Source organism: Marinilabilia rubra (assembly GCF_003121985.1).
GTDB lineage: Bacteria > Bacteroidota > Bacteroidia > Bacteroidales > Marinilabiliaceae > Marinilabilia > Marinilabilia rubra.
Genome location: NZ_QEWP01000001.1, coordinates 74,710 through 88,165, shown reverse-complemented (window position 1 = coordinate 88,165; position 13,456 = coordinate 74,710). Strand labels below are relative to the sequence as shown.

The following is a 13,456-nucleotide window of genomic DNA, read 5'->3' as shown; positions in this document are numbered from 1 at the left end:
TTAAAAACTAAACATCAATAATGCAAAACTCTGGATGACAATCTTATCATACCAGAAAAACACCACTCAACACCAAAGCAAAACCTAAAGCATAACCAGAATAAACCTGAGAGGGAGAGTGCGCATTCAGATAAAGGCGTGCCGAAGCGGTAGCCCCTGAAACCATAACCATTACAGAAATCAGCACAAGCAAATCAACACCATACCTAAACATAATGCCGGCTAAAACACCGGTGATCCCACCCACGGCAATGGCATGCATACTAATCTTCCAGAAAAATGAGATTCCAACAGATAACAGAATAGCAACAAGGGAAGACAGCATAAACCCCTCGATTAATTGAGAAATATTGAGTCTGTTAAGCAGGAAGTAGCCAAGAAAATAAAAAATGCCGGCGGCCAGAACCGGGTAAATACGCTCCCGTGCAGACTGCATATTAAAACTTTTTATGAGCTTCATCTGCAGAAAAAGAGGCAATAATGAGACTGGCAGCAAGCAGGAGGAGATAAAAACAATAATGTAGACAACCCGCTTCACTTCAAAGCTAAGATAGGAAAGATGAGTACCTGTGTTAAGTATAAAGAAAATCCCAAGAGTAGGCATCAACATGGGATGAAACAGGAAGGACAGTATCTTACTTAGAAGTTTCATTAAAAAGAAATTAAATTCTCACTCAAATCAATTGTAATCAATTACGCAAACACAACAACACCCCACACTCCTCTTACCATTCTTTCCTGAGGCGAGCCACAGGAATATTCAGTTGCTCCCGGTATTTAGCAACGGTTCGACGGGCAATGTTGTAGGACTTTTCCTGGAGAATCCCGGCCAGCCTATCATCTGTCAACGGTTTTCGTTTATCCTCATTGTCAATACAATCCTGAAGAATCCGTTTGATCTCCCGTGTGGAAACTTCTTCCCCCGAATCAGTCTGAAGGCCTTCTGAAAAAAAGTATTTAAGCGGAAATATACCAAAGTGGGTTTGTATGTACTTGCTATTCGAGACCCTTGAAACCGTTGAGATATCCAAATCGGTTCTATCAGCAATATCTTTAAGGATCATTGGCCTGAGCTTGGTTTCATCTCCCTCCAGAAAATACTCATATTGGTATTCAAGGATAGATTGCATTACTGTCAACAGTGTATTTTGCCGCTGTCTGATAGCATCTATAAACCACTTGGCAGAATCCAGCTTCTGCTTAACAAACATCAATGCCTCTTTTTTCTCTTTACTCTGGTTCTTTTTGTTTGCCTGATAATCTTCAAACATTTCGGAGTAGGTATTGCTGATGCGGAGTTCCGGAACATTCCTGTTGTTAAGCGACAACCTGGGCTTCTCGTCTTCAACATCCAAAATGAAATCAGGAATAATATGTTGCACCGTTTTGGTAACCGGATTACTGTAGGAACTTCCGGGTTTGGGATTGAGATGCAGAATTTCCTCAAGAATCTCCTTCAGTTCCCCATCTTTGAGATGCATGCGTTTCTCAATCTTATCGTAATGCTTCCGGGTAAACTCATCAAAATGGTGCTTCACCAAATGATGAGCCTTTTCTACGATGGGATCTTCATGGTCTTTTCGATCCAGCTGAAGTAATAAACATTCTCTTAGATCCCTGGCCCCCACGCCCGAAGGGTCAAAATCCTGAACCATTTTTAATACCTCAAGAGCTTCGCGTTCATCCACTTCCACATTTTGAGAGAAGGCAAGGTCATCAATAACCTCATCCACTTCACGTCTGAGATATCCATCTTCATCAATATTTCCAATAATGTACTCGGCGATCAATGCCTGTCGGTCATCCATTATTCTTAATCCCATCTGGCTCACCAGATGTTCATGAAAAGTGGTACCGGAAGAGAATGGCACATCCTCCTGTTTATCATCTTTGGAAAAGTTTCGGGAGCTCAGTTTATAGGCTGGAATGTCTTCATCCTGAATATAGGCATCAATAGACATTTCATCCTTCTCATTTTCCGTTTCCGGAGCAGCATCTTCCTCATCATCAGGATCACGAGAATCACGTTCCAGTTCGAGCACAGGATTTTCTTCCATCTCCTCTTTAATTCTTTGCTCAAGCTGAGTAGTGGGTATTTCCAAAAGCTTTATCACCTGTATCTGAAGCGGCGACAGCTTTTGCAGTAATTTTTGATTTAAACTTTGTTTCAGCATTCCATGATCCTGTTAATTTTAGGCAAAGGCTGAATTGCGTATCATCAAACAACCTCCATTTCCTACAAAATTACAGTAATTTCAGGAAATCAGGAAACATTACAGGTATTTTAAGATTTGCCCGTTTGCCATGCCAACTCCACAATATCTTTATTCATTCGCTGAATGGCCCGTGTACCACTTCGTATGTAACCCGGAAACGAGAAATAACAGCATTTTAAAGTTCCTGCATTTTCATCGTACGTCAAATAAGCAGCAGCCCCCGGTTTATTCCATGACAACCTGGTTCGGAGCTTAAAGGCATTTGCATCATTCTGATGAGCAGTAATAATAAACTCCTCACCCAATCGGTTTTCAAATTCTTTCCAGGAAAATCCCGGAGAATTAATCTGAATGGCATTGGGCAGGGAATCTTTAAATTGTGGTACCCTAAAATCATGAGAATACAAATATTTTATTCTTTTTTTACAGCTCCCCCAATGTCCCAGAGGAACAGATAATCCAACAATGGCATAAGTGATCACTTGCGATTGCTCCGGAAACCAATCGTCAAAAAACACCCCCAGAAATAAATGAAAAAGGGCAAATCCTAACAGTAAGGTTGCAAATCCTCTCAAGAAGATTAAGTGATGCAGGTTCATTGATCCATATTTAATTCATGAAACACAAAAGAAAACTGATCGGCTATTTCTCGTACTTTCAGTTTTAAAGACGATGCCTGGTAATGACAGATTAGGTACGGCGGATCGGAATCCGCCGTTTTATCTCTTGTGGCGGATCGGAATCCGCCAGACCTAATTCGATAATTACCTCCTTATGGATCTTTTGCTATATGAGACTGAAAAAAAAGCATCTGCAACAGCTTCTTTTATTGTAAAAACTACTTGATATCCACGAGTAACCGGTTCTGAAAAGGAGCACAAAAAGAAGGTCAGTGTTAATAATTGCATTTTAAAAAGAAGTTTTTCTGATTGTCGGAATGATTCTCTCCAATTTAGAAAGTGCAACGTTCAGTACCTGTAATTTTTATAAGCAATGAATCAGAGATAGAATCAACAATCAGGAGGGTTAAAAAAAGTTACTTTAAAACGTGACTTGCCAGTAGTTGCTGTACCTCGTAAACATCAACCGACTTATTAAACTTTTTCTGAATACTGGGTGAGCTTTCTCCTGAAATCCAGATTTTCAATTCGGCATCAAGGTCAAAGGTCCCTGCCGTTTCAATACTAAAACGTGAGATACTGCCATAAACAACCGAAAAGTATTCCGTTTTTCGTCCGGAAAGTCCTTGTTTGTCAATAAGCAGTAATCGCTTGTTTGTAAAAATAAAAGTATCGCGGATAAGTCTAAAGCCAATCTCGATATCTTCTTTATCGGTCAGGAGTTTAGAATAATCGGCTTTAAGTTTTTCAGGATCTACCATTCCGGCATTTCCCATCAAAGAAGAGAGTAGTCCCATAATTTTAACGCTAGAGTTTATACGAAATTAAGAAAAAAAAATAGAACCATCAATTTGTATCATACAATAGATCGTTAGCCCCAAAAAGAATACAGGATAAATAAAAGATTTAAGACAAGCCATTTTATGCTTATAAACTACCCTTCAAAACAAAAATACCTTTCCCTTCAAACAATTGTTTTTTAGCCTTTTACAAAAGCTTAAGGCTCTAGTTTATATTTGCGATGATATTAACAATTAGGTTTTTCTTTTAAATACCTACATGATGCATAAAATGCTAATCTATCAAGTCCCTGAAAAGGGGCAAACTTAGATAACCCGGGCAGATAAGCCCACGGGAAATAAGCCCGGGGGAGATGTCGGAGCTGCAGGGTCCCTGACGGGGGGGGCAACTATTCCGTGTATTTTAATGATTTAAGCAATGTTGGCCTCTTTCAGAGACCGATTATATCCTTATTTTGAACCCCGGGCAGGTGTACCCGGGGTTATTCAAATTTGCCCCCATTCGGGGACTGTGGAAAAATTGCGATTTTAAACTACAGCCAAGCTTAAAGAAAAATTATTACAAAGACTACCCAAAAACCGTCCATTCCTTTTCTGAACAGACGGGTTCCAGTTACATTCAATCACCTTCAATCCCTGATTTCTCAATTTTCAAAAAGAATAAAAGTCGGGTTTAACTATCAATTTCCAACCATACATTCAAAGCCAAACTCCTTAAAGTACTTCAGGTGAAACACTATTTTTTAATTCTCCCCCAACGACCACAGGTTGTCCCCCCAAGTCTTTCAACATCTTCCAGTGCCCCTTAAGAGCTGAGAAGAAACTATCCTGAAAGTGATAAGGTAAATTGTATTCTTGAGCCGTTTCCTGAACAAGCCGGGATATGTTTTTGTAATGAACATGGCTGATATTGGGAAAAAGATGGTGCTCAACCTGAAAATTAAGCCCCCCTATCATCCATGACAACACTTTTCCATTTGGGGAAAAATCAGAGGTGGTTAAAAGCTGATGAATGGCCCAGTTGTTTTCAACCTTCCCATTACCGGCCGGCAGGGGATACTCAGAACTGGGTACCACATGAGCTGTTTGGAAAATCGTAGTTAATATCAGGCCACTCAGATAATGCATCAAAAGAAATCCACCGACAACCCAGTACCAGGCAACCGGAAGTACAAGAGCCGGTAAAACTAAAAGAAATGTGTAATAGAGTAATTTGGCAATGATCAGATCCGTAAGGTAAGTGCTGTATTTTTTGTTGAATGGAGCAACCCCGTCTTTTCTGTATTTGTTAATGCGAACAAAGTCTTTCACTGTTACCCACGAAAGGGTCATTAACCCATAAAAAAACCAGGCATAAATATGCTGAAACCGATGAATTCTATGTAATTTTCGATGTGGTGAAAACCTCAGAAGTCCAACCGGGGCAATATCCTCGTCGTGGCCTTCAATATTCGTAAAACCATGGTGCATTGTATTATGCTGGTGGCGCCAGTTTGGTGGAAATCCCCCCAACAGATAAAGAGACTTTCCAAGCCATTTATTCACGGTCATATTCTTTGAAAACACCCTGTGATTGGCATCGTGCATAAGCACCATTCCCAAACCGGCCATACCCATTCCCATCACAAGCCAGCATGCCACAACGCCCCATACCGAGGTAACAACTCCTGACAACATAAGTGCGTAGGGTAAAATATAAAGTGCGCCCATAAAAACAGACTGTAATACAATAGTGCTGTTTCCAAACTTTGATTTCTTGTTTTGATCAAAGTACTCATCAACTTTTTTTCTAAGGTCGTTGATAAATTCCGGATTTTTCTCAAAGGGAAAAATAATTTTCTGATTTCTCATAACTACTAACATTTAATCTAAAAAGTAAAAGCATCTCCGAAGGGCATAAAACAGAATTCTACTCCTAATTTTAGGGCCCGTCGGAAAAAACCTTAAAGCCCAAAGTTAGCATGTCTCAAAGTCCTAATTAGAAAAATGGTGCGAACGCCTGTTGAGCTAAAGCCAGACTTTGATATTTGTGACTAATATCAAAAGAAAGGGGTGATTGACACTCGCCACGGAACTCACAGAACCTCCCTTATCTTCAGTAAATATTGCCTTGAAACCGGCAGTTTACGATCCATCCCTTTTATGCTTACCCAATAGCTGTTAAAACTCTTTCGAAGATGATCGACGTAGTGAATATTGACCACACAAATTCTATGAATTCTTACAAAGAAAGAATATGGCCCCAGCAATTGCTGAAGATTCTTCAACGTATTTCTTAGTAATTTTTTTTTATACCGCCCCTCTTCCTTAAATATCACTTCTACATAATTATCAGCCGAAACAAGACAGACAATATCAGCAACAGCCACTCTGAAATTATCTTTAGTTCCAACAGTAGTAAGGTCGATGGTACGGGCAAGAAGGTTTTCTTCATACTTTTCTACCTGAAGACGGGTTTTACCTTTTTCTGCAATAAGCGCCTCATTATGCCTCTTAAGATTTTCAATGGCATCGTGAAGACTGGTAGCAACAGCCGGGAAAATTGAAATAAACAGGATCTTAAAGAAGTTAAAAAAAGACATCGCTGTCTGTCCCACAAAACGCAAATAGAAAGTAAGAGCAATGGTTATGAGTACTGTTAGGACAAACCCCTTGACATAGGATGATAAGAACCAATCTTTTAATACCAAAGAGGAGACCGATATAATATGAGTGAAGACAACATACACCAGAACCATTAAAAAAAGAATAATAACGGAAAGTCCGACCAGAAAAGCCAACCGGTTTTTCAAATCAGTAAGCAAGATGGAAAACGGCTCAAAAAACAGGACAAAGAGAAAAATCCCAAGGCTTATTCCTATAAAAAGACGAAACCGCTCTCTTAATTTTTCGGTTATTTCATGCAGATGATCAGTCATTTTAAAAAAACATTCCTGAACAAAAAATGTTGCCAACGGACATGTTATAAAACAGAATAGCCGATCTCAAACGAAAACGGCTATTCACAGAAGTTATATTTTTTCTAAAATAAGTTTAGAATTCTGCGCTTTTAGGGGCACGAGGAAATGGAATAACGTCACGAATATTGGTCATTCCCGTAACGAACAACATCATACGCTCAAAACCTAAACCGAAACCACTGTGTGGAACAGACCCAAATCGACGGGTATCAAGGAACCACCACATTTCTTCTTCCGGAATATCCATCTCTTTCATGCGGGCGGTAAGTTTCTCATAGCTCTCTTCCCTTTGAGATCCCCCGATGATCTCTCCAATTTGGGGGAAAAGAACATCCATGGCGCGAACGGTATTGTTATCATCGTTCAGCTTCATGTAAAATGCCTTAATTTCCTTAGGATAATCGGTCAGTATTACCGGTTTTTTGAAGTGCTTCTCCACCAGATAACGCTCGTGTTCAGATTGAAGGTCAGTTCCAAAACCTTTTACAGGATACTGGAATTTGTTCTTCTTATTAGGCTTGGAATTTTCCAAAATATCAATGGCCTCAGTGTAGGTCAAACGAACGAAATCGTTCTCCAAAACAAACTTAAGCTTTTCAATCAATTCCATTGACCGGTCAGCTTCCTTCTTGCCTTTCTCCTCCTGCTGTTGACGCTGGCTTAAAAATTTAAGATCGTCCATGCAGTTATTCAGAGCATATTGAAGAAGGTATTTCAGGAACTCCTCAGCCAGATCCATGTTTTCTTTCAGTTCATAAAAAGCCATCTCCGGCTCAATCATCCAGAACTCCGAGAGGTGGCGCGAAGTATTGGAGTTTTCTGCACGGAAGGTAGGACCGAATGTATAAATTTCTGACATGGCCAGTGCTGCTAATTCGCCCTCCAATTGTCCCGAAACCGTCAGATTGGTAGGTTTTCCGAAAAAGTCCTTAGAGTAATCAATTTTCCCCTCTTCGTTACGCGGCGGCTTGTCCATATCCAGCGTGGTCACCTGGAACATCTCTCCGGCTCCTTCAGCATCGGATGCTGTAATAATGGGAGTATGGATATTATAAAAGCCTCTTTTATTGAAAAACTCATGCACTGCAAAAATCATGGCATGACGGACGCGGGCAATAGCTCCGAAAGTATTAGTTCGGAAACGCAGGTGAGCTATTTCACGCAGAAATTCCAGCGAATGCTTTTTGGGCTGAAGCGGATATTTATCAGGATCACTATCACCTAATATCCCGATGTTTTTCGCAAGTAACTCTACATTCTGCCCGGCCCCCTGAGATTCCTGAAGTTCACCGTCTACAGAAACAGCAGCACCGGTTGTGATCCGACGCACCAACGCCTCGTCAAATTGTTCCATGTCTACAACAACCTGAAGATTATTGATGCCCGACCCATCATTCAGGGCCACGAAATTCACATGCTTATTGCCTCTACGGGTACGCACCCATCCTTTAACAGTAAATGTTTTTCCAATATCATTCGACCTCAGCAGGTCGGCTACCTTAGTTCTCTGCATCAGCTTAGTATTTTTATTCCTGAAGGCCACAAAATTAATGATTTGTTTTTAGCAGCCCTCATTTTTTTTGGATTAATAAGGGCCCCTTTGCAACTCATTCTCATTTTTCCATAAATTCTTCCAGAAACCCAATAACAATTTTGGATAATAGAGCATAAATATTTTAAGAATTAGATGGATCAATAGCGAGAATTAAAAGTTTATCAGACAATATTTTTGCCAGACAAATAAAAAGTTACTACTTTTGCAGACCGAAATAATCCGAACAGGTAGAAAAGAGATTCCCGAAAGCGGAACCACCTGCCGGTGAGAACCTTAAAATTGTAATTCAATGTACGCAATTGTATCCATTGGAGGCCAGCAATTCAAAGTAGAGAAAGACAGAAAGATCTTTGTGAATCGCCTCAATGCAGAAGAAGGAGCTTCAGTTGATTTCGACCAGGTACTTTTGGTTGACAACGATGGCGACGTTAAAATTGGTGCTCCCGTAGTAGAAGGAGCAAAAGTTTCCGCCAAAGTTTTGTCTCATATGAAAGGTAATAAAGTGATCGTTTTCAAAAAGAAGCGCCGGAAAGGCTACCGTAAGAAAAACGGTCATCGTCAATATCTGAGTCAGATTCAGATCGAAAACATTGAAGGTTAATCACGAAAAAAAGTTAATGCGATATGGCACATAAGAAAGGTGTAGGTAGCTCCAGAAACGGACGCGAATCAGAAAGTAAACGTTTAGGTGTCAAGATTTATGGCGGCCAGAACGTAAAAGCCGGTAACATTATCGTACGTCAGCGTGGCACTCAGCATCACCCTGGTGATAATGTAGGCATGGGAAAAGACCACACTATTTTTGCACTGACTGACGGAACCGTTGTTTTCCGCAGAAGAAAAGGCGATAAGTCTTTTGTTTCAGTTGAACCAGCAGTTGCAGAATAAGTTTATTCGTAAAAAAATTCTCTGAATCTCCTGTTTTTGTTACTTTCGTAACAAATTCAGGAGATTTTTTGTGCCCGATTGATTCCAGAGTCAGGTCAAGCACAGTCTGACGGCCCAAGCCTTGCTCTTTCTACCTTATGCTTCTCAAAAAAAAGACTCACGTAGTTACGGCTATGTTTACTTTTTGGTTGATTTGCACAAGGTGAAAAATAGCGACGGCTTACCCGACATTCTACACTTGACTCTAGCCTAAGGCACAGCCAAGGAAATTTCATTCTTTGGTAAAAAACATTACCCTATACCTGAACTCAGATCGTTTACAAGTATTTAAATATACACTGAAAATATGCTCACACTCAAGTACATTCAGGACAATCAGGAAGAAATCATCTCCCGGTTGAAAACCAAGAGATTCGATGCCAAAGAAGTGGTTGCAAATATTGTGGCTGCGGACAATGACAGAAAAGCCACCCAGACGCAGGCTGACCAGAAGCAAAATGAACTCAACACACTGTCCAGGTCCATTGGTCAACTGTTTAAGTCGGGAAAAAAAGAAGAGGCCAATGAAGCCCGGGAGAAAACAACGGGTTTAAAAGAGGAGATTCGCAACCTGAATGCGAATTTGAGTGAAATTGAGAAGAAAATACAGGGATTACTGGTACAGGTTCCTAATATTCCTCACCCATCGGTGCCTGAGGGAAAAGGTGAAGAGGACAACGAAGTGGTGAAGGAAGGTGGTGAAGTGCCCACACTTCAGGAAGCACTGCCCCATTGGGACCTGGCAGCCAAATATGACCTAATCGATTTTGAATTGGGGACCAAGCTTACAGGCGCCGGGTTTCCGGTATACAAAGGCTGGGGAGCAAAACTCCAAAGAGCATTGATAAACTTCTTCCTGGATGAAGCGACAAAAGCCGGCTACAACGAAGTACTGCCGCCGCTTTTGGTTAATGAAGATTCAGGTTTTGGAACAGGTCAGCTGCCCGACAAAGAAGGCCAGATGTATCACGTTACAGAGGATAACCTTTATTTAATTCCAACGGCTGAAGTTCCTGTAACCAACATCTTCAGAGATGTTGTGCTGGATGAAAAAGATTTGCCGGTTAAGCAATGTGCCTATTCTGCTTGCTTCCGTCGTGAAGCAGGGTCATGGGGAGCACACGTAAGAGGCCTCAATCGTCTTCACCAGTTCGACAAAGTAGAAATCGTACAAGTGGCTAATCCCGAAAATTCTTATGAGGTGCTGGAGCAAATGGTGGCACATGCACAGTCGCTGGTTGAAAAGCTCGAACTGCCATGGCGTATTCTTCGTCTTTGCGGCGGAGATTTGAGCTTCACCTCTGCTTTGACCTATGATTTCGAGGTATACTCCGCCGCTCAGGAACGCTGGCTGGAAGTAAGTTCTGTTTCCAACTTCGAAACCTATCAGGCCAACCGTCTTAAGTTAAGATACAAGAAACCCGGTGAAAAGAAACCACTGCTGGCTCATACCCTCAATGGCAGTGCACTTGCACTTCCCCGCATTGTGGCAGCCATTCTGGAAAACAACCAAACACCTGATGGCATAAAAGTACCTAAGGTGCTTGTTCCATTTATGGGAACCGAGATTATTAAATAATTTCTTGATTTTTGACTCACCAATCAAGGCAATCCCTCCGCTTTATGCCTGGTTTTATTTGGGTAAAAGGGAAAGCTTTAGTTTAAAATAAATTTATGCCCAAAATCAAGGGCCATATCAACAAAAGAGACATGAAAGATAAGAAATACATATTCAACGCCTCTTTTTATACTACTCCCGATTATCGTCATCAGTGGGAGGAGTGGCTTAACAAGGATTTGTTTCCTTTTGTTGCTGAACGCGTTCCCGATAGCGAGTCTGAAGTATTTCAGGTACTTTCTGAAGTCAATCAGGACATGCTGGTTTTTTCTGTTCAGTTCAGATGCTCCACCAATGATCAATTGGATTACATTAGGAAAGAAACCGTTCCTGTATTTAATGAATTCAGAGCCAGGTTTGGCGAACGCGTGACCAATTTCAACTCAGTACTTAATAAGCTAGACTAATCTTTTACATGCCTGAAGCAGTAGCTGAAAAAATCATTCTTGGGATTGATCCCGGAACGACCGTTATGGGCTACGGCATCATTGAGGTCAATGGTAAAACCCCCAAAGTTATCACCATGGGGGTCTTAGAACTGGCTAAATACAAAGACCATTATCTAAAACTACAGAAAATTTTTGAGCGCGTGGTGGGTCTGATAGATCATTACCATCCTGATGAATTAGCAATTGAGGCACCCTTTTATGGAAAGAATGTACAATCAATGCTCAAACTGGGAAGAGCTCAGGGAGTAGCGATGGCTGCGGCCCTTTCACGTTCTATGCCTATATTTGAGTATGCTCCCTTACGCATCAAGCAAGCTATCACAGGGCGTGGAAATGCCTCCAAAGAACAGGTGGCGATGTTTCTGCAACAATATCTCAAACTCACGGATATGCCTAAATATCTTGATGCAACAGATGGACTGGCTGCAGCAGTGTGCCATTTCTTTCAGAAGCAAAACCTGGTAAACCAAACCGGTGCTAAAAGCTGGAAAGAGTTCATACGCCAAAATCCGGGCAGGGTGAAGTAATAAAGGTAAAACGACAGAAGAGCCGAGATGGTGAAAAGGCAAAGAACTTTTTCGACAATTGTCCGACAAGACAAAAAAAAGCCGTCCCCGAAGTGAAAACTCCGGGGACGGCTTTTTTAGAAGCTGTAATACTCTCAAACTTCTTAAAAACCTGATCTAATTTTTTCGGCTATTGCGGCCATTTCTTCCTTATCCAATTTCAGCTTGGGTTTTGAAAAACTAATGTCCCCTTCAGAATTAATCGGAACCAGGTGAATATGTGCATGGGGTACTTCCAAGCCTAACACTGCAACCCCAACGCGTTTACATGTGACAGCTTTCTCAATGGCCCTGGCGACATTTTTAGAAAAGACCATCATATCTGCCAAAAGGGAATCCTCTAAATCAAAAAGATAATCTGTCTCCTGCTTTGGAACAACCAGTGTATGCCCCTTTGCCAATGGATTAATGTCTAAAAAAGCATAAAAACGATCGTCTTCTGCAATTTTAAAGCCGGGAATTTCTCCAGCTATAATTTTTGAAAAAATGGTTGCCATAACTTTTGATAGAATATTAGATTTTTTGATATCCGGGTAATTGCAATCACTTCTTTCAAATCTACAAAGAAATATCTATGATTTCAAAGGGCATAACACCTGATGGCACCTTAATATCGACTTTATCCCCCACTTTTTTGCCCATCAAACCCTGTGCAATAGGAGTAGACACAGAAATTTTTCCGGCTTTAAGATCTGCTTCCGACTCAGAAACCAGGGTATAAGTCATTACCGAATTGTTTTTCAAATTCTTGATCTTCACTTTATTCATCAGTTGAACTTTAGAGGTATCGATTTTAGATTCATCGATAACACGGCTGGTAGCAATCGTCTCTTTAAGTTTGGCGATACGCATCTCCAACAATCCCTGGGCTTCTTTCGCCGCATCGTATTCGGCATTCTCAGATAAATCCCCTTTGTCGCGGGCTTCAGCAATTTGTTTTGAGATGCTTGGTCTCTCAACCGACTCCAACTGAACCAACTCCTCACGAAGTTTATTCAATCCCGATTGGGTAATGTAACTCGTATTAGACATTGTTTAATCCTCCTATTATTTAAGTAATTTATTATTAATGGGTATATAAAAAGAAAAGAATCCCATGGACATATAATAGTCCGGGACTCTTTGCTGCAAAATTAGCAAATGTATCGGAATAAAAAAAGTGAGTCCGGACAAGCAAAGTATTGTAACCGACTAATAATCGGGTCTTTTTAAAATCTCTGAGTGAATGACTGCCTTTCTCAAATCGAACCATTCATGGAGACCTGAGTCGGTTTGTTCAGACTCATTAGGCATTGATTCCTCTGATTTTAAAACTGTTTGCCTGCCTGGTGTTTTGTTTTTACGTTGTCGACGCGCATCGCCGGGTGATGTATTGGAAGTAAAAACGTAATCTTCTTTTACAAATGGTGCATCTTTAAAATCCTTACGCCCATTTTTGAATTCCCTGGCTACCGGAGCTGGCTGTGGTTTTTCCTCTTCCTCCTCATCGTCACCAAAAATCTCTTTAAAAGGCGAAAAGACTTCATCCATTGGATTTTCCACCTCCCTGTCAGGCTCAGGCATTTCACCTCCTCTGCCCTTTTTCTTTTTAAGGGCGGAAAAGATAAAAATCACCAGCATGATGATGATGTAGATTATTTCTCCGGAGATGCCGTCCATCTGAATTGTTTTTCTTTGAAATTAAAGTCCTAAATTAGCCCCAAGTTTTGATTTTACCAAAGAAACCCATTGAATTTTAAAGATAC

At 40.8% G+C, this 13,456-nt stretch carries 15 protein-coding genes; 5 read left to right on the top strand and 10 right to left on the bottom strand.

Annotated features, from left to right (window positions below; all coding sequences use genetic code 11):
- Positions 1-46 precede the first annotated feature (46 nt).
- The 7 genes from DDZ16_RS00415 to asnS all read right to left on the bottom strand — a co-directional run bounded on the left by DDZ16_RS00415 (position 47) and on the right by asnS (position 8,109).
- A complete protein-coding gene (locus DDZ16_RS00415; RefSeq protein WP_109262442.1) occupies positions 47-652 on the bottom strand; it encodes a hypothetical protein in 606 nt (201 codons plus the stop codon).
- A gap of 73 nt (positions 653-725) precedes the next feature.
- Positions 726-2,174, bottom strand: a complete 1,449-nt coding sequence (rpoN, locus tag DDZ16_RS00410) for an RNA polymerase factor sigma-54 (protein WP_109262441.1) — start codon at positions 2,172-2,174, stop codon at positions 726-728.
- Positions 2,175-2,284: 110 nt separating this feature from the next.
- The gene (locus DDZ16_RS00405) at positions 2,285-2,815 is read right to left on the bottom strand and encodes a hypothetical protein (RefSeq protein WP_109262440.1); all 531 of its coding nucleotides are present in this window, start codon (positions 2,813-2,815) and stop codon (positions 2,285-2,287) included.
- A gap of 437 nt (positions 2,816-3,252) precedes the next feature.
- Complete coding sequence (locus DDZ16_RS00400; protein ID WP_109262439.1) at positions 3,253-3,633, bottom strand: PH domain-containing protein; 381 nt, start codon at positions 3,631-3,633, stop codon at positions 3,253-3,255.
- Between the two features lie 717 nt (positions 3,634-4,350).
- Positions 4,351-5,487, bottom strand: coding sequence for a fatty acid desaturase family protein (locus tag DDZ16_RS00395; protein ID WP_109262438.1), 1,137 nt, complete (start codon positions 5,485-5,487; stop codon positions 4,351-4,353).
- A gap of 224 nt (positions 5,488-5,711) precedes the next feature.
- Complete coding sequence (locus DDZ16_RS00390) at positions 5,712-6,554, bottom strand: LytR/AlgR family response regulator transcription factor (RefSeq protein ID WP_109262437.1); 843 nt, start codon at positions 6,552-6,554, stop codon at positions 5,712-5,714.
- 115 nt (positions 6,555-6,669) lie between these two features.
- A complete protein-coding gene (gene asnS / locus DDZ16_RS00385) occupies positions 6,670-8,109 on the bottom strand; it encodes an asparagine--tRNA ligase (RefSeq protein WP_109262436.1) in 1,440 nt (479 codons plus the stop codon).
- Between the two features lie 331 nt (positions 8,110-8,440).
- Here asnS and rplU point away from each other — a divergent pair, with 331 nt between their 5' ends.
- From rplU to ruvC, 5 genes are all read left to right on the top strand, one after another.
- Positions 8,441-8,752, top strand: a complete 312-nt coding sequence (gene rplU, locus DDZ16_RS00380) for a 50S ribosomal protein L21 (RefSeq protein ID WP_109262435.1) — start codon at positions 8,441-8,443, stop codon at positions 8,750-8,752.
- Between the two features lie 23 nt (positions 8,753-8,775).
- On the top strand, positions 8,776-9,039 hold the full coding sequence (gene rpmA / locus DDZ16_RS00375) for a 50S ribosomal protein L27 (RefSeq protein ID WP_109262434.1): 264 nt from the start codon (positions 8,776-8,778) through the stop codon (positions 9,037-9,039).
- A gap of 346 nt (positions 9,040-9,385) precedes the next feature.
- A complete protein-coding gene (gene serS, locus DDZ16_RS00370; RefSeq protein WP_109262433.1) occupies positions 9,386-10,657 on the top strand; it encodes a serine--tRNA ligase in 1,272 nt (423 codons plus the stop codon).
- Positions 10,658-10,752: 95 nt separating this feature from the next.
- Positions 10,753-11,103, top strand: coding sequence for a DUF4286 family protein (locus DDZ16_RS00365; RefSeq protein ID WP_232526514.1), 351 nt, complete (start codon positions 10,753-10,755; stop codon positions 11,101-11,103).
- Between the two features lie 8 nt (positions 11,104-11,111).
- Positions 11,112-11,672 (top strand): crossover junction endodeoxyribonuclease RuvC, encoded by a 561-nt coding sequence (gene ruvC, locus DDZ16_RS00360; RefSeq protein ID WP_109262432.1) that lies wholly within the window; start codon positions 11,112-11,114, stop codon positions 11,670-11,672.
- Positions 11,673-11,815: 143 nt separating this feature from the next.
- Here ruvC and DDZ16_RS00355 read toward each other — a convergent pair whose 3' ends face one another.
- The 3 genes from DDZ16_RS00355 to DDZ16_RS00345 all read right to left on the bottom strand — a co-directional run bounded on the left by DDZ16_RS00355 (position 11,816) and on the right by DDZ16_RS00345 (position 13,370).
- Entirely contained in the window at positions 11,816-12,208 is a 393-nt protein-coding gene (locus DDZ16_RS00355; RefSeq protein ID WP_109262431.1) for an HIT family protein, read from the bottom strand.
- 61 nt (positions 12,209-12,269) lie between these two features.
- The gene (gene greA / locus DDZ16_RS00350; protein WP_109262430.1) at positions 12,270-12,743 is read right to left on the bottom strand and encodes a transcription elongation factor GreA; all 474 of its coding nucleotides are present in this window, start codon (positions 12,741-12,743) and stop codon (positions 12,270-12,272) included.
- Between the two features lie 159 nt (positions 12,744-12,902).
- Positions 12,903-13,370, bottom strand: a complete 468-nt coding sequence (locus tag DDZ16_RS00345) for a hypothetical protein (protein ID WP_109262429.1) — start codon at positions 13,368-13,370, stop codon at positions 12,903-12,905.
- Positions 13,371-13,456: the final 86 nt, after the last annotated feature.

Excerpts from the sequence above, each read along its gene's own strand:
- DDZ16_RS00415 (WP_109262442.1), bottom strand. The coding sequence starts at position 652 with ATGAAACTTCTAAGTAAGATACTGTCCTTCCTGTTTCATCCCATGTTG.
- DDZ16_RS00405 (WP_109262440.1), bottom strand. The coding sequence starts at position 2,815 with ATGAACCTGCATCACTTAATCTTCTTGAGAGGATTTGCAACCTTACTG.
- rplU (WP_109262435.1), top strand. The coding sequence starts at position 8,441 with ATGTACGCAATTGTATCCATTGGAGGCCAGCAATTCAAAGTAGAGAAA.
- greA (WP_109262430.1), bottom strand. The coding sequence starts at position 12,743 with ATGTCTAATACGAGTTACATTACCCAATCGGGATTGAATAAACTTCGT.
- DDZ16_RS00395 (WP_109262438.1), bottom strand. The coding sequence starts at position 5,487 with ATGAGAAATCAGAAAATTATTTTTCCCTTTGAGAAAAATCCGGAATTT.
- rpoN (WP_109262441.1), bottom strand. The coding sequence starts at position 2,174 with ATGCTGAAACAAAGTTTAAATCAAAAATTACTGCAAAAGCTGTCGCCG.
- DDZ16_RS00365 (WP_232526514.1), top strand. The coding sequence starts at position 10,753 with ATGCCCAAAATCAAGGGCCATATCAACAAAAGAGACATGAAAGATAAG.
- rpmA (WP_109262434.1), top strand. The coding sequence starts at position 8,776 with ATGGCACATAAGAAAGGTGTAGGTAGCTCCAGAAACGGACGCGAATCA.
- DDZ16_RS00400 (WP_109262439.1), bottom strand. The coding sequence starts at position 3,633 with ATGGGACTACTCTCTTCTTTGATGGGAAATGCCGGAATGGTAGATCCT.
- ruvC (WP_109262432.1), top strand. The coding sequence starts at position 11,112 with ATGCCTGAAGCAGTAGCTGAAAAAATCATTCTTGGGATTGATCCCGGA.
- serS (WP_109262433.1), top strand. The coding sequence starts at position 9,386 with ATGCTCACACTCAAGTACATTCAGGACAATCAGGAAGAAATCATCTCC.
- DDZ16_RS00390 (WP_109262437.1), bottom strand. The coding sequence starts at position 6,554 with ATGACTGATCATCTGCATGAAATAACCGAAAAATTAAGAGAGCGGTTT.
- DDZ16_RS00345 (WP_109262429.1), bottom strand. The coding sequence starts at position 13,370 with ATGGACGGCATCTCCGGAGAAATAATCTACATCATCATCATGCTGGTG.
- asnS (WP_109262436.1), bottom strand. The coding sequence starts at position 8,109 with ATGCAGAGAACTAAGGTAGCCGACCTGCTGAGGTCGAATGATATTGGA.
- DDZ16_RS00355 (WP_109262431.1), bottom strand. The coding sequence starts at position 12,208 with ATGGCAACCATTTTTTCAAAAATTATAGCTGGAGAAATTCCCGGCTTT.